The following is a 17,397-nucleotide window of genomic DNA, read 5'->3' on the forward strand; positions in this document are numbered from 1 at the left end:
TGCCATGATGCGGCGATGCGATCCGATTCCGGCTTCAAAGGCAACAAGCAGTCCCTGCCCAGCAAGCCCTGCGCGGCCTGCGGCAGGCCGATGACCTGGCGCAAGCGCTGGGCGCGGAACTGGGAAGAAGTCAAATATTGTTCCGACGCCTGCCGCAAGGCCGCGCGGGGTTCCGGTGGCTGAACTGCGCGCGCTGGTGATCGTGCTGGGCGACCAGCTCGACCTGGCCTCGTCGGCGTTCGATGGCTTCGACCCCGCGCAGGACGCCGTGTGGATGGCCGAGGTGGCCGAAGAGTCCACCCATGTGTGGTCGAGCAAGCCGCGCATCGCGCTGTTCCTGGCCGCAATGCGCCACTTCGCCCAGGCGGTGCAGGCACGCCACTGGCGTCTGCACTATGCGCGGCTCGACGACGCCGACCATCCCGGCAGTCTGGCCGCGAAATTGCGGCAGTCCATCGAGGCGCTGGCGCCCGGCCGCCTGGTGCTGTGCGCACCCGGCGACTTCCGGGTCTGGACCGCGCTCAAGGCCGTGGCCGCCGCCTGTGGCACCTTGCTGGAGGTGCGCGATGACCGGCACTTCTACGCCACCGTGCGCGAGTTCCGCGCCCATGCCAAAAGCCGAAACGCGCTGCGCATGGAATATTTCTACCGCGAGATGCGCGTGCGCCATGGCGTGCTGATGGACGGCGACCAGCCTGTCGGCGGCACCTGGAATCTCGACGCGGAAAACCGCGAAGCCTTCGGACGCGATGGCCCGGGCTTTGTGCCGGCGCCCAGTCGGTTCGCTCCCGATGCCATCACCCAAGAAGTGATCGCCCTGGTCAACACCCGTTTCCACGACCACCCTGGCCGGCTCGACAGCTTCGCCTGGCCGGTGACACGCCCCCAGGCGCTGGAGGCACTGCGGGGTTTCATCCGCGAACGCCTGCCGCTGTTCGGCCGCTACCAGGATGCCATGTGGCCGGGCGAACCCTGGCTCTACCACGCGCACCTCGCGGCGGCGCTGAACCTCAAGCTGCTCGACCCGCGCGAGGTCGTGGCCGCCGCCGAGGCGGCGTACCGCAGCGGCGCCGCGCCCCTGGCCAGCGTGGAGGGCTTCATCCGCCAGATCCTGGGCTGGCGCGAATACGTGCGCGGCATCTACTGGACCCGCATGCCGGACTACATCGAACGCAACCAGCTCGACGCGCAGGAGGACCTGCCTGCCTGGTACTGGAGCGGCGATACCGACATGGCCTGCCTGCGCGACGCCATGGTGCAGACGCTGGAACACGGCTACGCGCACCACATCCAGCGGCTCATGGTGACGGGCCTGTTCGCATTGCTGCTCGGCGTGCAGCCGAAGCAGGTGCATGCCTGGTACCTGTCGGTCTATGTGGACGCTGTGGAATGGGTGGAACTGCCGAACACGCTCGGCATGTCGCAGTATGCGGATGGCGGGCTGATGGGCAGCAAGCCCTACATCGCCAGCGGAAAATACATCGAACGCATGAGCAGCGGCCAGCACTGCGCCGGCTGTCGCTACGACCCTGCACTGCGCGAAGGCGACAGCGCCTGCCCGTTCACCACGCTGTATTGGGATTTCCTGGGCCGCCATGCGGTGTTGCTGTCGCAAAACCCACGCATGCGCCCGCAGGTGCAGAACCTCGAACGCCTCACGCCGGACCAGCGCCTGGGCATCGCCGAACGTGCCGCGGCCATCCGCAGCGGTGCGGTCGGCAGCGCCTGAAACTGCCTTGAACAGCGCACAGCCGCGCTCGGCACCGTCCTACAGCCGCCAGACGCCGAACGGCGTACAACCAAGGCTGATTTTTACGCCACCGTCCATCATCATGCCGCTTCCACACATGCCCCCCGTCGCCATGACCGCTGCGTCCAAGGAGCAGCCGTGAGCCGCTGCGTCCAAGGAGCAGCCGTGAGCGCGCGCGCCCCGGGCGGCCGCTGGACCGCGGGCAACGAATTCGAACTGCTGGAGAACGGCGAAGCCTTCTTCCCGCGCGTGTTCGAGGCCATCCGCAATGCGCAGCGCGAGGTGGTGCTGGAAACCTTCATTCTGTTCGAGGACAAGGTCGGGCTCGAACTGCACGAGGCGCTGCTCGGTGCTGCGAAGCGCGGCGTGCAGGTGGACATGACCATCGACGGTTTCGGCTCGCCCGACCTGTCGCCCGCCTTCATCGGGGCCCTGTGCGATGCGGGCGTGCGCATCCATGTGTTCGACCCCGGCCTGCGCATCGGCCGCTGGCGGACCAACATGCTGCGCCGCATGCACCGCAAGATCGTGGTGGTGGACGGCGAAGTCGCCTTCGTCGGCGGCATCAACTATTCGGCCGACCACCTGGCGGACTTCGGGCCCGAGGCCAAGCAGGACTACTCGGTGCAGGCCCGCGGCCCGATCGTGGCCGTGATCCACCGCTTCGTGCACGCCATGCTGGCCCAGGGACAACGCCGCGGCAAGGGCAGGCGCTGGTTCAGCCACCGGGCCAGGCTGCGCAGCGAAAGCGGCGCGGCCGAAGCGGTGGGTGAAGCCCAGGCGCTTTTCGTCACCCGCGACAACGGCCAGCACACGAACGACATCGAACGCCACTACCGCGCGGCCATTCGCTCGGCGCGGCATCGCGTGACCATCGCCAATGCCTATTTCTTCCCCGGCTACCGGCTCATCCGCGAGATGCGGCGCGCGGCGAAACGCGGCGTGCAGGTGCGCCTGATCCTGCAGGGCCAGCCGGACATGCCGATCGTGAAGACGGCCGCCGAGCTGCTCTACCACCACCTGATCAACGCGGGCGTGCAGATCTTCGAATACTGCGAACGCCCGCTGCACGGCAAGGTGGCGCTGGTCGACGACGACTGGGCCACCGTGGGCTCGAGCAACCTCGATCCGCTGAGCCTGTCGCTGAACCTGGAGGCGAACCTGATCATCCGCGACCGGGCCTTCAACCACCTGCTCGCCGAACGCCTCGAGGATCTCGTGCTCAACAAGTGCCGCGAGGTCGCCGCCGACACCCTGGCCCCGGCCAGCGGCTGGCGCATCGCGCGCAGTTTCATCGTGTTCCATCTGCTGCGGCACTACCCGTCCTGGGCCGGCTGGCTGCCGGCGCATGCGCCGCGGCTCGTGCCGGCCCAGGTCGAGGGCGCCATGCAGGGCGCCTGCGTGCAAGGTGTGACCGAGGGCCGCGGATGAGCACGCGGCCGGTGGCGGCTGTCGGCCCCGCGCCGGTGCCAGCGGCCGCCGACCCGGGCCGGCGCTGGTGGCCCTGGTTCAAGCGCGGCCTCGCGCTGGTCTTTCTCGCGCTGGTGCTGGTGCTGCTGGTGCGGCAGGCCCGCGGCATCGCATGGGCCGAGGTCTGGCAGGGCCTGCGCGCGCTGCCGCTGCCCGTGCTGTGCGCGGCCGGCGGGCTGGCCCTCGCGAGCCATCTGCTCTATGCCTGTTTCGACCTGCTGGGCCGCCACTATGCGCGCCACAACCTCGCCACGCCCACGGTGATGGCCATCACCTTCGTCAGCTACGCCTTCAACCTGAGCATGGGCTCGCTGGTGGGCGGCGTCGGCTTCCGTTACCGGCTGTACGCGCAGTTCGGCCTGGGCACGGCACGCACCACGCGCATCGTGACGATGAGCATGCTGACCAACTGGATCGGCTACCTGCTGCTGGCGGGGTTGATGTTCATGCTGTTCCCGCCCGCGCTGCCCGAGCACTGGGAGGTCGATGCGGCCACGCTGCCGATCGCCGGCGCGGTGATGCTGGCGCTGCCGGTGGCCTATCTGCTGTGGTGCGCCGTGTCGAAGCGCCGGAGCTGGACCCTGCGCGGCCACCATATCGACCTGCCGACGTTGCGCCTGGCCCTGTTGCAGATGGTCATGTCGTGCGCGAACTGGCTGATCATGGCTGCCGTGGTGTATGTGTTGCTGCAGCAGCGCATCGAATTCCCGCTGGTGCTGGGCACGCTGCTGGCCGGCGCGGTGGCCGGTGTTCTGGCCCACGTGCCCGCAGGACTGGGGGTGCTGGAGGCGGTGTTCGTCGCCCTGCTGTCGGACTACGCACCCGCGCCGACCCTGGTGGCCGCCGTGCTGGCCTACCGCGCGCTGTACTACCTGCTGCCGCTGATCATTGCGGTCGGCGTGTACGTGCTGCTCGAGGCGCGCGCCAAACGGCTGCCGGCCCGCACGCATTCGAGTCATTGATATTTTCGTAACATTTTCGTATTTCGCGGCCCCCCTGCCCGTTCGCACTGAGCTTGTCGAAGTGCCTGCTGCCGTCGCCAAGGGCCTCCACAGGCTCAGCCCGAACGTAGATTTCGCCCGTCTCGCATGATGCAGCAACCTAGATCGGGAACTGGGTCGTCGACAGCACCTGCTTCAGCACCATGAACGAGCGGATCTGCCGCACGGCCGGCAAGTAGAGCAACTGCTCCGCATGCAGCCGGTTGAAACTCTCGCTGTCCTTGGTGCGAAGCAGCATGAAGTAGTCGAATTCGCCGGTCACCACGTGGCATTCCATGCAGCCCGAGACCTTCTGCGCGGCACGTTCGAAGTCGGCGAAGGACTCCGGGGTGGAACGGTCGAGCACCACACCGATCACCACCAGCATGCCGGCGTCGAGCGCACGCGGATTCAGCAGCGCCACGATGCCCTGGATCAAACCGCTTTCCTTGAGCCGCTCCACCCGCCGCAGGCAGGCCGGCGGGCTCAGGTTGACCTTGGCCGCGAGCGCAACATTCGACACCGAGGCGTCGCGCTGCAGGGCGCGCAGGATGGCGCGATCGGTGCGGTCCAGGCCCTCGGCGGGCGTGTCGGCAGGGGCTGGCGCGGGCACACTCTTGGTACGAACTTTCGTTGCGCCTGAAGCTGATTTTTTGGAATTAGTAGCCATTGAATTTGATTCAAGTCGGTTTTTGTTGATGAATTCATTGAATTTTCGCAAGCACATTAAAACCGATATTTCCTAACATCGATCCTGTTGTGGCCATCCATGCCATCCGTCTCAACCACACAGGAGTTTCCCCATGCAGCTCGCCAACTTCCCGCGTTACCCGCTGACCTTCGGCCCCTCGCCGATCACCCCGCTCAAACGCCTGAGCGCCCACCTCGGCGGCAAGGTCGACCTGTTCGCCAAGCGCGAGGACTGCAACAGCGGCCTGGCCTTCGGCGGCAACAAGACGCGCAAGCTCGAATACCTGATCCCCGAAGCCATCGCCGGCGGCTACGACACGCTGGTGTCGATCGGCGGCATCCAGTCCAACCAGACGCGCCAAGTCGCCGCCGTGGCCGCGCACCTGGGCATGAAGTGCGTGCTGGTGCAGGAGAACTGGGTCAACTATTCCGACGCCGTGTACGACCGCGTCGGCAACATCGAGATGAGCCGCATCATGGGCGCGGACGTGCGCCTGGACGCGGCCGGCTTCGACATCGGCATCCGCCCGAGCTGGGAACAGGCCATGGAAGACGTGCGCGCCGCCGGTGGCAAGCCGTTCCCGATTCCCGCGGGCTGCTCCGAGCACCCCTACGGCGGCCTGGGCTTCGTCGGCTTCGCCGAGGAAGTGCGCGCGCAGGAAGCCGAACTCGGCTTCAAGTTCGACTACGTGGTGGTGTGTTCGGTGACGGGCAGCACCCAGGCCGGCATGGTGGTGGGCTTCGCCGCCGACGGCCGGGCCGACAAGGTCATCGGCATCGACGCCTCGGCCAAGCCGGAGAAGACCCGCGACCAGATCCTGCGCATCGCGAAGAACACCGCCAACCTGGTCGAACTCGGCCGCCCGATCACCGAGGCCGACGTGGTGCTGGACACCCGCTTCGGCGGCCCTGAATACGGCCTGCCCAACGAAGGCACGATGGAAGCCATCCGCCTGTGCGCGCGCATGGAAGGCATGCTCACCGACCCGGTCTACGAAGGCAAGTCGATGCACGGCATGATCGAGCTGGTGCGCGAAGGCTTCTTCCCCGAAGGCTCGAAAGTGCTGTACGCCCACCTGGGCGGCGTGCCCGCGCTCAACGCCTACAGCTTCCTGTTCCGTAACGGCTGAAGCCACGGCGGCTGGCCGCACAATCGGCGGCATGCCCGCCGCTTCCGCCCTTCGCTCCCTCCTCGCCACCTTCTCCTGGCAGGAACTGCGCCAGCATCCGTGGCGCAATGCCGCCGCCGTGCTCGCCGTGATGCTGGGCGTGGCGCTGGCCTTTTCGGTGCACCTGATCAACGCCTCCGCACTCAGCGAGTTCGCCAGCGCGGTGCGTTCGGTCGGTGGCCAACCCGACCTTTCCCTGCGCGGCATGCAGAGCCAGTTCGACGAGGCGCTGTTTCGCCGGGTGGCCACGCATCCAGAGGTGGCGGTGGCCAGCCCGGTGCTGGAGGTGCCGGGCTTCACCGTGGCGGGCGATGGCCAGCGGCGGCCGCTGCGCGTGGTCGGGATCGACGCGCTGGTGGTGGCGGCAGTGGCGCCGGGCCTGATGCCGGTGCCGGCCGAGGACGCCGGCCGCATGGCGCTGTTCGCGCCCGGCACAGTGTTCCTCAATGCCGCCGCGCGCCAGCAAGCGGCCGTGCAGCGTTGCGCCGACGGGCCGGGCGACTGCGTCCAACTCCAGAGCGGCCAGGCTCTGCGCAGCGTGCGCATCGCGGGCCATGTGAACGCCGCCGGTGCGCCGCTGGCGGTGATGGACATCGGCGCGGCGCAGGACTTCTTCGGCCTGCAAGGGCGGCTGTCGCGCATCGACCTGCGCCTAGCGCCCGGCACCGATCACGCGGCCCTGCTCGCCGCGCTGCAGCTGCCGCCGGACATCCAGGCCGGTGAACCCGTCGACGCCGCGCTGCGCATCGACAACCTCTCGCGCGCCTACCGCGTGAACCTGACCGTGCTGGCGCTGGTGGCGCTGTTCACCGGGGCCTTCCTGGTGTTCTCGGTGCTGTCGCTGAGCGTGGCCAAGCGCGCGCAGCAGTTCGCCCTGCTCGGCGTGCTCGGCCTCACCGGCCGGGAACGGCTGCAACTGGTGTTGTGGGAATCGCTGGTGCTCGGCAGCATCGGCAGCCTGGCCGGCATTGCCTTGGGCACGGGCCTGGCCGCAGCGGCCTTGCGGCTGCTGGGCGGTGACCTCGGTGGCGGCTACTTCGCCGGCGTGGCGCCGAACCTGCAATGGGACGGACCGGCGGCCCTGGTCTATGGCGGCCTGGGCATCGCCGCGGCGCTGGTCGGCGGCTGGTGGCCGGCGCGCCAGGCGCAGCGGCTGCCGCCGGCGCAGACGCTCAAGGGCCTGGGCACACTGCAGGCCGGGCGTCGTGCGCGCTGGCTCGGCGCGGTGCTGCTGCTCGGCGGTGTGCTGCTGGCCCTCATGCCGCCGCTGTTCGGCCTGCCGCTGGCCGCCTACTTCGCGGTGGCGCTGCTGCTGGTGGGCGGCATCAGCGTATTGCCGTGGCTGATCGCCCTGCTCTACGACCGGCTCGCGCCGCTGCTGGCCCACCGGCTGCTGCCGATGCTGGCCGTGGAGCGCGCACGCCGCGTGCGCGAGAGCGCGGCCGTGGCCGTGAGCGGTGTGGTCGCCTCGCTGAGCCTGGCGGTGGCGCTGACGGTGATGGTGGCCAGTTTTCGCGACTCGGTGACGCAGTGGCTCGACGTGGTGCTGCCGGCCGACCTCTACCTGCGCGGCGCCGGTGCCGGCGGCCCCAGCGAGGCCAGCCTGTTCGATGCCGGCTTCGTGCAGGCGGTGGCCCGGCTGGACGGCGTCGAGCAGGCGACGACGCTGCGCGTGCGCAGCCTGCAGCTCGACCCGGGGCAGCCGGCCGTGGCGCTGCTGTCGCGGCCGATCGGCGCCGATCCCGCGGTCAGCCTGCCGCTGGTGGGTGCCCCGCTGCCCGTGCCGGCGGGGCAGATCGGCATCTATGTGAGCGAGCCGATGGTCGACCTTTATGGCGCACGACCAGGCACCGCGTTCGCGCCACTTTCAGCATCTTTTGGCACGCTCACGCAGGACAGTCCTGCGCAAGCCGCTTCATTTTTCATAGCAGGCGTGTGGCGCGACTATGCGCGCCAGTTCGGCGCCATCGCCATGGACCGCGGTGATTTCGAACGGCTCACCGGCGACCGCAGCGTGAGCGACATCGCGCTGAAGCTGCGGCCCGGCGCGGACACCGGACCACTGCAGCAGGCCGTGCGTGAACTGGCGAAGCAGCACGCCAACGGCGACATCGAATTCACCGCCGTGGGCCAGATCCGCGCCACCTCGCTTCGCATCTTCGACCGCAGCTTCGCCGTGACCTACTGGCTGCAGGCCGTGGCCATCGGCATCGGCCTGTTCGGCGTGGCGGCCAGCTTCAGCGCCCAGGTGCTCGCGCGGCGCAAGGAATTCGGCCTGCTGGCGCACCTGGGCCTCACGCGGCGCCAGATCCTGGCCGTGGTGGCCTCCGAGGGCGCGGCCTGGACGCTGATCGGCTCGCTTGCCGGCCTGGCGCTCGGCCTGGCCGTGGCCGTGGTGCTGGTCTACGTGGTCAATCCGCAGAGTTTCCACTGGACGATGGACTTGATGCTGCCCTGGCCCCGCCTGGTGGCGCTGTGCCTAGCGGTCGTCGCGGCCGGCACGGTGACGGCCTGGCTGGCCGGGCGCGCCGCGGCCGGGCGGGACGCGGTGCTGGCGGTGAAGGAGGATTGGTAGCCCGCCATCCCGGCCACGCCCTAAAGTCCCGGCGGATCGGGGAAAGCCCGGCTATCCATTAAATTCGGGTTATGTTGCAACGCAGAAAAATTCTCACCGCCGGCATCGGCTCGGCCACCCTGGCCAGCCTCGGCTTGCCGCTCCCCGCACTCGCGCAGGCTGAGCTCCGCTTCGGTCCGGCCGCGCCTTTCAGCTTCGATGGCCTGGTCGACACCGCGAAAACGCTGGCCGCAAAGCCCTACGACGCCGGCACGCCGCTGCCGCGCGAAGTGCTGGAGCGCATCGACTACGACGCCCATGGCAAGATCAAATTCAACACCGACCGCGCGCCTTTCAAGGACGGGCCGGGTCCGTTTGCGCTGACCTTCTTCCACCTGGGCCGCTACTTCCAGACGCCGGTGCACATGCACCTGCTGGACGGCGCCGACGGCCAGCGCACCGCCCGCGAACTGCTGTACGACCCGAGCTACTTCGACATGCCGGCCGACAGCCCGGCCAAGGCCTTGCCCGAGGGCGCGGGCTTCGCCGGCTTCCGGTTCCAGGAGAGCCGCACCGGCGACCAGCAGCAGCTGCCCTGGCAGACCAACGACTGGGTGGCGTTTCTCGGCGCCTCGTACTTCCGCGCCATCGGCGAGCTCTACCAGTACGGCCTGTCGGCCCGGGGCATCGCGCTGGACGTGGCCATGCCCGATCGGCCCGAGGAGTTTCCGTCGTTCACCCACTTCTACTTCGAGCCGCCGGCGGCCGGCAGCACCGCGGTGACGGTGTACGCGCTGCTCGAAGGCCCGAGCATCACCGGCGCCTACCGCTTCGTGATGCAGCGCGACAAGGCGGTGCTGATGGACATCGAGTGCCGGCTCTTCCTGCGCCGTGACGTCGGGCGGCTGGGCATCGCGCCCCTGACCTCGATGTACTGGTATTCCGATACGCAGAAGCCGACCGCCATCGACTGGCGTCCCGAGGTGCACGATTCCGACGGCCTGGCGATCTGGAACGGCGCCGGCGAACGCCTCTGGCGCCCGCTCAACAACCCGGCCCGCACCGTCGTCTCGTCGTTTGCCGACGCGCATCCACGCGGCTTCGGCCTGCTGCAGCGCGACCGCGTGTTCGATCATTACCTCGATGGCGTCAACTACGACAAGCGGCCCAGCCTGTGGGTGGAGCCCGTCGGCGACTGGGGCGACGGCGCGGTGCAACTGGTCGAGATTCCGACCGACGACGAGATCCACGACAACATCGGCGCCTTCTGGGTGCCCAAGGCGCCGGCGACGGCGGGGTCGAGCTACAGCTTTCGCTACAAGTTGCACTGGGTGGCCGACGAGCCCTATCCGTCGCCCATGGCGCTGTGCGTGGCCACCCGCATCGGCCGCGGCGGGCAGCCGGGCCAGCCGCGGCCGGCCGGCGTGCGCAAATTCATGGTCGAGTTCCTGGGCGGTCCGCTGGCCAGCCTGCCCTTCGGCGTGAAACCCGAGGCCGTGCTCTGGGCCGCGCGCGGCAGCTTTTCCTACGTGTTCACCGAAGCCGTGCCGGACGGCGTCGCCGGGCACTGGCGCGCGCAGTTCGACTTCACGGCGGAGGGCATGGAGCCGGTGGACATGCGGCTGTACCTGAAGAACGGCGACCAGACGCTCAGCGAGACCTGGTCGTACCAATACCATCCGTTCTGAGGCAACGGCCGGCGCCGCAGCGGCTCAGACGAGGTATTCGGCAGCCGCCGCCGTGACCACCTGGTTGCGGCCCTGCGACTTGGCCCGGTACAGCGCCTCGTCGGCCTGGCGCAGCAGCAGTTCCGGGCTGGTCCGGGCATCGGGCACCAGCACCGCCACGCCGATGCTGAGCGTCACATGGCCGACCGGTGACAGGCTGTGCGGTATGCCGCGGTGCTCGACCACGGCGCGGATGGTTTCCGCGAGGTGCAGCATCTCGGCCGCGTCCAGGCCTGGCGCGATGAAGGCGAACTCCTCCCCGCCGTAGCGCGCGGCCACGTCGCCGGCGCGGCGCACGTAGCCGCCGACGATGCCGGCCACCAGGCGCAGGCAGTCGTCCCCGGCCTGGTGGCCATAGCGGTCGTTGTATTGCTTGAACCAGTCCACGTCCAGCATGGCCAGCGCCAGCGGCTGGCGCAGGCGGGCCTGGCGGTTCCACTCCTGCAGCAGCAGCTTGTCGAAATGGCGGCGATTGGCGATGCCGGTGAGGCCGTCGGTGGCGCTGAGCAATTCGAGGCTGCGGTTGGCGGCCTCGAGCTCGGCCGTGCGTTCGGCCACCGACTGCTCCAGGCGGCGCTCCTGGTTGCGCAGGTGCTCGACGAGCCGGGCCTCGGCGCGCACCAGCGCATGGCGCGATTGCTCGCGCTGGCGCATGAGCTGCACCACGCCCATCGCGAAGGCCACCGTCAGCAGGCTCTGGAAGATGGTCAGGCCCAGGGTGAAGATGAGGTGGTCGGACACCTCGTTGCGTTGCTCGTCGATCAACAGGGTCGTGCGCTGGTTCGCGTACAGCATGTAGTCGTGGATCGGCTCGCGCATCGTGGTTTCGCTCAGCGTCAGCATTTCCTGCAGCGCGCCCGGGGTCACCTCGCGGTCAGGGTTCGCGCCCAGGTAGTGATCGAAGGAAGCGATGAAGGCGTTCACCGTCTCCAGCGTGCGGCGGTACAGGGGATGGTCCGTCGCCTCGGGCTGGTTGCGCCCGTTGGCGAACACCATGAACTGGTTGACGAAGATGTCGTAGCGCAGCTGCAAGGCTTCGCGGCTGGCGGCGTTGGGCAGGTAGACGCTGCGTTCGAGCGCACGTTCGAAGCGTTCGAACTCGTTGGCCAGGGTGGCGGCGCGGCGCAGTTCCTGGATGCGGCTACCGGAGACGCTGGCGCTGAAATGCAGGAACTGGCGCACCTGCAGCCAGGAAATGCAGGCGAACACCAGCACCAGGGCCAGGCCCAGGCCGACGACCCAATGGCGGCGGAACCTCATGGGGCGCGGTCACCCACCGGGCGGCTGCCGCCAGACCCGTCATTTCCCCTACGGCTGCACCAGAGAATCAGCAAATTCGGACCTCGTCGTGTGGAAACCACCGGCCGGCAAACGCGCGCCGCAGGCAGCCGTCGATGATAGCGCGCACGGCCCGAACGACCATACGCCGAACGGCCCAGAACCAGGCGACGCGCCGCCGTCTGACACAATCCGCCGATGCACGACGCGCCCTCCTCCATCGCGGTCGCCGCCCCGGCCCTCACGCGCCGCCGCTGGCTCGCCGGCATGTTGGCAGGCGTGGTGCCGCTGGGTGCGGCCGCCCTGCCGCCGGCCGAACTGCGCTTTCCGCGCGACCTCGGCAGCCATCCCGACTTCGACACCGAGTGGTGGTACATCACCGGCTGGGCGCGCACCGCCGCGGCCCGCGAATTCGGCTTCCAGCTCACTTTTTTCCGCAGCCGGGTGGACGCCACGCAAGCCATGGCCTCGCAGTTCGCGGCACGGCAACTGATCTTCGCCCACGCCGCGCTCACCGACGTGGCCGGTCGCAAGCTCTGGCACGACCAGCGCATCGCGCGCGCGGGCTTCGGCGTGGCCGAGGCCGGCGAGATGGACACGGCGCTGCGCCTGCGCGACTGGTCGCTGGTGCGGCAGGATGCGCCCGGCACGACCGCCGGCGCGACCGTCTCGACCTACGCCGCCGCGCTGCCGGCCCAGGATTTCGGCCTGGACCTGCAGCTCGTCGCCACGCAGCCCCTGCTGCTGCAAGGCCGGAAAGGCCTGTCGCGCAAGGGACCGGACGCCGCGCAGGCCAGCTATTACGTGAGCCAGCCGCAGCTCGCGGTGCGTGGCCGGCTGCGGTTGCGCGGCGAACGGTTCGACATCGCGGAAGGCCGCGCCTGGCTGGACCACGAATGGAGCCGGGCCCTGATGCATCCGGACGCCGTGGGCTGGGACTGGATCGGCATGAACCTTGCCGACGGCGGCGCGCTCACGGCGTTCCACCTGCGCCGGGCCGACGGCTCGGCGCTGTGGGCCGGCGGCTCGTTCCGCGGTGCCGATGGGACGCTGCGCAGCTTCCATGAAAACGAAGTGGTGTTCGAGCCAGTGCGGCAGTGGACCAGCGCCGCGAGCCAGGCCCGTTACCCCGTCGAATGGCGCGTGCGCACACCCGCGGGCAGGTTCGGCGTGCGCGCCCTCGTGGACGACCAGGAGCTCGACAGCCGAGCCTCGACCGGTGCGATCTACTGGGAGGGCCTGAGCGAGCTGCGCGACGCCACCGGCGCGGTCGTCGGGCGCGGCTATCTGGAGATGACCGGTTACGCCACGCGGTTGAAGCTGTAGCGTCCGATCACCACCACGAGAGTCTGGCGACATTTGGCGCGCGCGGCCGATGGATGATGGGCCCATGAAGAACCCATCCCTCACCGGCAGCCTGATGGTGCTGCTCGCCGCCATGTTCTGGGGCACGACGGGCACGGCCCAGAGTTTCGCCCCCGCGCAACTGCCCGCGCAGTGGGTCGGCGCGCTGCGGCTGGCGATGTCGGCGCTTTTCTTCCTCGCCTATGTGGGGTTGACCCAGCCACGCGCGCGGCTGCTGGCCGACCTGCGCGCCATGCCCTGGGGCCGGGTGCTGTTCGCCGGCACCTGCGTGGCCGCCTACAACCTGAGCTTCTTCGCCGGCGTGAAAGCCAGCGGCGTGGCCATCGGCACCGCCATCGCCATCGGCAGCGGACCGCTGTGGGCCGGGCTGCTGCAGTGGCTGCTGGCCGGTCAGGCGCCGCGTCCGGCCTGGTGGATCGGCACGCTGCTGGCCGTCGCCGGCGGTGCGGCGATGGTGCTGTCGGGCAGCGGTGGCGCGCCACTCAGCCCGGTGGGTATCGGCTTGTGCCTCGTCGCGGGCCTGTCCTATGCGGTCTATGCGCTGGTGAATCAGCGGCTGGTGCGACAGGCAGCACCTTCCACCGTGACCCTGCTGGTGTTCGGCACGGCGGCGTTGATCGCGGTGCCGGCGGCTGTGTGGTGGGTCGGCGCACCGGCGGCGATGTCGGCCGGTGGCTGGCTGGTGGTCGGCTACCTCGGCGTGGTGGCCACGGGACTGGCCTATCTGCTGTTCAGCAGCGCGCTGCGCCACATCAGCGCCGCCACCGGCGTGACGCTGGCACTGGCCGAACCGCTCACCGCCTTCGTGCTGGCGGTGCTGGTCGTGCACGAGCAACCGGCCCTGGGCGCCTTCGCCGGCCTGGCCCTGGTGCTGGCCGGCCTGGCCGTGGTGATCTGGGCCGAGGTGCGCGGCACCGCCCGGCTACAGCACCAATAAGGCCCTGAAATCGTTCACGTTGGTGTGCGTCGGTCCGCTCACCACCAAGTCGCCGAGCGCCTCGAAATAAGCGTAGGCGTCGTTGCGGTCGAGGTGGTCGGCGACCTTCAGGCCCAGCGCCTGCGCGCGCGCCAGCGTGTCGGGCGACACGCAGGCACCGGCGTTGTCTTCCACGCCGTCGATGCCGTCGGTGTCGGCCGCCAGCGCATGGACGTCGGCCTGGCCCTGCAGCGCCTGCGCCAGGCCGAGACAGAACTCTCCGGCGCGCCCGCCACGGCCACGCGGCGTGCCGGGCGCCTGCGGCCGCACCGTCACCGTCGTCTCGCCGCCGCTCAGGATCACGCACGGCCGCGCGAACGGCTGGCCGCGCTGCGCCACCGCGCGCGCCAGCGCCGCATGCACCTTGCCGACCTCGCGCGACTCGCCTTCCATCTCGTCGCTGAGGATGTAGGCCGCGATGCCGGCCGCGCGGGCCGCCGCCGCCGCCGCTTCGAGCGACTGCTGCGGCGTGGCGATCAGGTGCACCGCGTGGCCTTCGAAAGCCGGGTCGCCGGGCTTCGGCGTCTCGAGCGAGCCGTCCTGCAACTGCGCCAGCACCGGCGCGGGAATGTCGATGGCGTAGCGCTGCAGAATGGCCAACGCATCGGCACAGGTGCTGGCGTCGGGCACGGTGGGGCCGCTGGCGATGATGGACGGATCGTCCCCCGGCACGTCGCTGATGGTCAGCGTCACCACTCGCGCAGGCGCGCAGGCCGCGGCCAGCCGGCCGCCCTTGATGCGCGAGAGGTGTTTGCGCACGCAGTTCATCTCGCCGATGCCGGCACCGCTGTGCAGCAGCGCCTTGTTGATGCGCTGCTTGTCCTCAAGGGTCAGTCCCTCGGCCGGCAGCGTGAGCAGGGCCGAGCCGCCGCCAGAGATCAGGCACAGCACTAGGTCGTCGGCGGTCAGCCCCTGCGCCATCGCCAGCATGCGCCGGGCGGCGGCCAGGCCGGCCGCGTCCGGCACCGGATGCGCCGCCTCGACGATCTCGATGCGCGAGGCCAGGCCCTCGGGCCGCGGCGGAATGTGGTGGTACCGCGTGACCACCAGGCCTTCCAGCGGCGCATCGGCGGGCCAAAGGGCCTCCAGCGCCTGCGCCATCGAGCCGCCGGCCTTGCCCGCGCCGAGGACAACGGTGCGGCCCTTGGGCGGCGGTGGCAGGAAGGCCGCCATGTTCGCCAGCGGCAGAGCGCGTGTCACCGCGGCCTGGAACAGGTATTCGAGGAATGCGCGCGGATGGTCGGCGGGCACGGGGCATCCGGCGGGCTGCGAGGACGAAGCGATGGAAGTCATTGGGGTCTCCTGCCGCCATTGTGCAGGGGATGCGCAGCCGCGCCATCCCCGTCCCCTCGAAGACGCAAAAAAGCCGGGTCGCGCCCCATGGCGGCAACCCGGCTCCCCATCCCGTCCCGCCGCCGAAACCCGGCGGGAGACGAGGTTCAGTCGGTGACGTGCTTAGGACTTGCCGCCGCCGTCACCCTTTTCCTTCGGCACCGAGGTGTCGCCGATCTTGCTGGCGCCGGAATTGGTGCCTTGTGGCGACGAGGCATCCGACTTCTTGGCCGCCATCTTGCCGGCCTTGGTGGACTTCTTGTTCATCTTCGCATCGGTGCGCTCTTCGGCCGTCTTGGCCGAACCACCCGTTGCCGGCTGTGGCTGCTTGCTGTCGTTGGTGACGGGCGTCGGTGCGGTCTGTGCATGGGCTGCCGTGCCGAAGGCCAGCGCGGCGGCGATGGCGGTGGCCATCGAGAGGGACTTGAGTGTGGTTTGCTTGATCATGGAAATCTCCTGTTGAACCGTTGGTGACCGGAATTGGTCGCTTGCTCGCTCGCCAGTTGGATGGATGATTGGCTGAAGCTGTACCCAATGTACGAAGTCGCCGAACGCCGACTTATCGGCCAAGCGCACCGCACCGTGTAGGAGGCCAACCCTCCGGCCTGTGGTTCAACCGGCCTGCGCCGAAGGCCCGCCTTCGATGAAGGCCGCATGGGGTGCGGGCTTTTTCAGCTAACCTCGGCGCCATCATGCCCACCCTGCTGATCCACAACGCCCGCTGCGTCGCCACGCTGGACCATCCCGATCCGGCGCAAGGCCGCGAACTCTTCGATGCCTCGGTCTTCATCCGCGACCACCGCATCGAATCGATCGGCCCCGCAGCCGACGTGACGCCCGACATGCTCACCGGCGCGGACGAAGTCATCGACGCGCGCGGCCACCTGGTGACACCGGGGCTGGTCAACACCCACCACCACATGTACCAGAGCCTCACGCGGGCCATCCCCGGCGTGCAGGACGCCGAGCTGTTCTCCTGGTTGCGCGGCCTGTACCCGGTCTGGGCCGGGCTCACGCCCGAGATGGTGCGGGTATCGACCCAGGTGGCGATGGCCGAGCTGCTGATGAGCGGCTGCACCACCAGCAGCGACCACCTCTACATCTATCCCAACGGCGTGCGCCTGGACGACAGCATCGAGGCCGCACACGCGATCGGCATGCGCTTCGTCGCCAGCCGCGGCAGCATGAGCGTGGGCCAGTCGCAGGGCGGCCTGCCGCCGGACCGCGTGGTCGAGAGCGAGGACGCGATCCTGCACGACACGCGCCGGCTCATCGAGACCTGGCACGACACACGCCACGGCGCCATGGTCAACGTGGCGGTGGCCCCCTGCTCCCCCTTCAGCGTGAGCCGCGACCTGATGCGCGAATCGGCCGCGCTGGCCCGGGCCTACGGCGTGCGGCTGCACACCCACCTGGCGGAGAACGACCACGACATCGCCTACAGCCTGGCCAAGTTCAACTGCAGCCCCGCGCAATACGCGCAAGACCTGGGCTGGCTCGGCGACGACGTGTGGCATGCGCACTGCGTGAAGCTCGATGCGGCCGGCATCGGCCTGTTCGCCGCCACCCACACCGGCGTGGCCCACTGCCCGTGCAGCAACATGCGGCTGGCCAGCGGCATCGCACCGGTCCGCCGCATGCTCGACGCCGGCGTGCCGGTGGGCCTGGGTGTGGACGGCAGCGCCAGCAACGACGGTGCCCAGATGCTGGGCGAGGCTCGCCAGGCGCTGCTGCTGGCCCGTGTGGGCCGATCGCTCGAGCCCTACGGCTGCGACCACGGCCCGGCCGAGATGACGGCCCGCGACGCGCTCGCCCTGGCCACGCGCGGCGGCGCACGGGTGCTGGGCCGCAGCGACATCGGCCATCTCGCGCCCGGCATGTGCGCCGACCTGGCGCTGTTCGACCTGCGCACCCTGTCCTTCGCCGGCGGTGCCGTACACGACCCGGTGGGCGCACTGCTGCTGTGCGCCAGCGCGAGCGCCGCCTACACCGTGGTCAACGGGCGCGTGGTGGTGCGCGAAGGCCGGCTTGCCACGCTCGAGCTGGAACCTCTCGTCGAACGGCACAACCGGCTGGCCATGCAACTCGCCGCATCCGCGGCATAGG

Annotated in this window: 14 protein-coding genes; 10 read left to right on the forward strand and 4 right to left on the reverse strand. The window is 69.5% G+C overall.

What is annotated here, in order from left to right:
- Positions 1-15: 15 nt before the first annotated feature.
- The 4 genes from RD110_RS16765 to RD110_RS16780 all read left to right on the forward strand — a co-directional run bounded on the left by RD110_RS16765 (position 16) and on the right by RD110_RS16780 (position 4,182).
- Entirely contained in the window at positions 16-183 is a 168-nt protein-coding gene (locus RD110_RS16765) for a DUF2256 domain-containing protein (protein WP_076200526.1), read from the forward strand.
- Entirely contained in the window at positions 176-1,729 is a 1,554-nt protein-coding gene (locus RD110_RS16770; protein ID WP_076200527.1) for a cryptochrome/photolyase family protein, read from the forward strand. The genes RD110_RS16765 and RD110_RS16770 overlap by 8 nt, the downstream gene beginning before the upstream one ends.
- Before the next feature lie 186 nt (positions 1,730-1,915).
- On the forward strand, positions 1,916-3,181 hold the full coding sequence (gene clsB, locus RD110_RS16775) for a cardiolipin synthase ClsB (RefSeq protein ID WP_076200528.1): 1,266 nt from the start codon (positions 1,916-1,918) through the stop codon (positions 3,179-3,181).
- Positions 3,178-4,182, forward strand: coding sequence for a lysylphosphatidylglycerol synthase domain-containing protein (locus RD110_RS16780; protein ID WP_083686316.1), 1,005 nt, complete (start codon positions 3,178-3,180; stop codon positions 4,180-4,182). The genes clsB and RD110_RS16780 overlap by 4 nt, the downstream gene beginning before the upstream one ends.
- A gap of 139 nt (positions 4,183-4,321) precedes the next feature.
- Here RD110_RS16780 and RD110_RS16785 read toward each other — a convergent pair whose 3' ends face one another.
- The gene (locus RD110_RS16785; RefSeq protein WP_076200529.1) at positions 4,322-4,870 is read right to left on the reverse strand and encodes an Lrp/AsnC family transcriptional regulator; all 549 of its coding nucleotides are present in this window, start codon (positions 4,868-4,870) and stop codon (positions 4,322-4,324) included.
- A 133-nt stretch (positions 4,871-5,003) separates the two neighbouring features.
- On the opposite strand from RD110_RS16785, the gene RD110_RS16790 reads away from it, so the two are divergent.
- From RD110_RS16790 to RD110_RS16800, 3 genes are all read left to right on the forward strand, one after another.
- Positions 5,004-6,020: a 1-aminocyclopropane-1-carboxylate deaminase gene (locus RD110_RS16790; protein WP_076200530.1), complete on the forward strand. Its 1,017-nt coding sequence runs from the start codon at positions 5,004-5,006 to the stop codon at positions 6,018-6,020.
- 31 nt (positions 6,021-6,051) lie between these two features.
- Positions 6,052-8,634 carry an ABC transporter permease gene (locus tag RD110_RS16795; RefSeq protein WP_076200531.1) on the forward strand — a complete coding sequence of 861 codons (2,583 nt, stop codon included), beginning with the start codon at positions 6,052-6,054 and terminating at the stop codon, positions 8,632-8,634.
- Positions 8,635-8,705: 71 nt separating this feature from the next.
- Complete coding sequence (locus tag RD110_RS16800; RefSeq protein ID WP_076200532.1) at positions 8,706-10,301, forward strand: OpgD/OpgG family glucan biosynthesis protein; 1,596 nt, start codon at positions 8,706-8,708, stop codon at positions 10,299-10,301.
- A gap of 24 nt (positions 10,302-10,325) precedes the next feature.
- Here the strand turns inward: RD110_RS16800 and RD110_RS16805 are convergent, their stop codons facing one another.
- Positions 10,326-11,600 (reverse strand): GGDEF domain-containing protein, encoded by a 1,275-nt coding sequence (locus tag RD110_RS16805; RefSeq protein ID WP_076200533.1) that lies wholly within the window; start codon positions 11,598-11,600, stop codon positions 10,326-10,328.
- Positions 11,601-11,816: 216 nt separating this feature from the next.
- Between RD110_RS16805 and RD110_RS16810 the strand changes: the two genes are divergently transcribed.
- Entirely contained in the window at positions 11,817-12,944 is a 1,128-nt protein-coding gene (locus RD110_RS16810) for a lipocalin-like domain-containing protein (RefSeq protein WP_076200534.1), read from the forward strand.
- A 64-nt stretch (positions 12,945-13,008) separates the two neighbouring features.
- Positions 13,009-13,920 (forward strand): DMT family transporter, encoded by a 912-nt coding sequence (locus tag RD110_RS16815; RefSeq protein WP_076200535.1) that lies wholly within the window; start codon positions 13,009-13,011, stop codon positions 13,918-13,920.
- Here the strand turns inward: RD110_RS16815 and RD110_RS16820 are convergent.
- Positions 13,906-15,252: a glycerate kinase type-2 family protein gene (locus RD110_RS16820; RefSeq protein ID WP_076200536.1), complete on the reverse strand. Its 1,347-nt coding sequence runs from the start codon at positions 15,250-15,252 to the stop codon at positions 13,906-13,908. The genes RD110_RS16815 and RD110_RS16820 overlap by 15 nt on opposite strands.
- Before the next feature lie 162 nt (positions 15,253-15,414).
- Entirely contained in the window at positions 15,415-15,738 is a 324-nt protein-coding gene (locus RD110_RS16825) for a hypothetical protein (RefSeq protein WP_076200537.1), read from the reverse strand.
- Positions 15,739-15,983: 245 nt separating this feature from the next.
- Between RD110_RS16825 and RD110_RS16830 the strand changes: the two genes are divergently transcribed.
- Positions 15,984-17,396: an 8-oxoguanine deaminase gene (locus RD110_RS16830; RefSeq protein WP_076200538.1), complete on the forward strand. Its 1,413-nt coding sequence runs from the start codon at positions 15,984-15,986 to the stop codon at positions 17,394-17,396.
- Position 17,397 lies beyond the last annotated feature (1 nt).

Source organism: Rhodoferax koreense, assembly GCF_001955695.1.
Lineage (GTDB): Bacteria > Pseudomonadota > Gammaproteobacteria > Burkholderiales > Burkholderiaceae_C > Rhodoferax_B > Rhodoferax_B koreensis.

Bases quoted from the DNA above. Each gene is read 5' to 3' on its own strand.
- RD110_RS16810 (WP_076200534.1), top strand. From the start codon at position 11,817: ATGCACGACGCGCCCTCCTCCATCGCGGTCGCCGCCCCGGCCCTCACG.
- RD110_RS16795 (WP_076200531.1), top strand. From the start codon at position 6,052: ATGCCCGCCGCTTCCGCCCTTCGCTCCCTCCTCGCCACCTTCTCCTGG.
- RD110_RS16805 (WP_076200533.1), bottom strand. From the start codon at position 11,600: ATGAGGTTCCGCCGCCATTGGGTCGTCGGCCTGGGCCTGGCCCTGGTG.
- RD110_RS16800 (WP_076200532.1), top strand. From the start codon at position 8,706: ATGTTGCAACGCAGAAAAATTCTCACCGCCGGCATCGGCTCGGCCACC.
- RD110_RS16825 (WP_076200537.1), bottom strand. From the start codon at position 15,738: ATGATCAAGCAAACCACACTCAAGTCCCTCTCGATGGCCACCGCCATC.
- RD110_RS16830 (WP_076200538.1), top strand. From the start codon at position 15,984: ATGCCCACCCTGCTGATCCACAACGCCCGCTGCGTCGCCACGCTGGAC.
- RD110_RS16820 (WP_076200536.1), bottom strand. From the start codon at position 15,252: ATGACTTCCATCGCTTCGTCCTCGCAGCCCGCCGGATGCCCCGTGCCC.
- RD110_RS16815 (WP_076200535.1), top strand. From the start codon at position 13,009: ATGAAGAACCCATCCCTCACCGGCAGCCTGATGGTGCTGCTCGCCGCC.
- RD110_RS16765 (WP_076200526.1), top strand. From the start codon at position 16: ATGCGATCCGATTCCGGCTTCAAAGGCAACAAGCAGTCCCTGCCCAGC.
- RD110_RS16785 (WP_076200529.1), bottom strand. From the start codon at position 4,870: ATGGCTACTAATTCCAAAAAATCAGCTTCAGGCGCAACGAAAGTTCGT.
- RD110_RS16790 (WP_076200530.1), top strand. From the start codon at position 5,004: ATGCAGCTCGCCAACTTCCCGCGTTACCCGCTGACCTTCGGCCCCTCG.
- RD110_RS16780 (WP_083686316.1), top strand. From the start codon at position 3,178: ATGAGCACGCGGCCGGTGGCGGCTGTCGGCCCCGCGCCGGTGCCAGCG.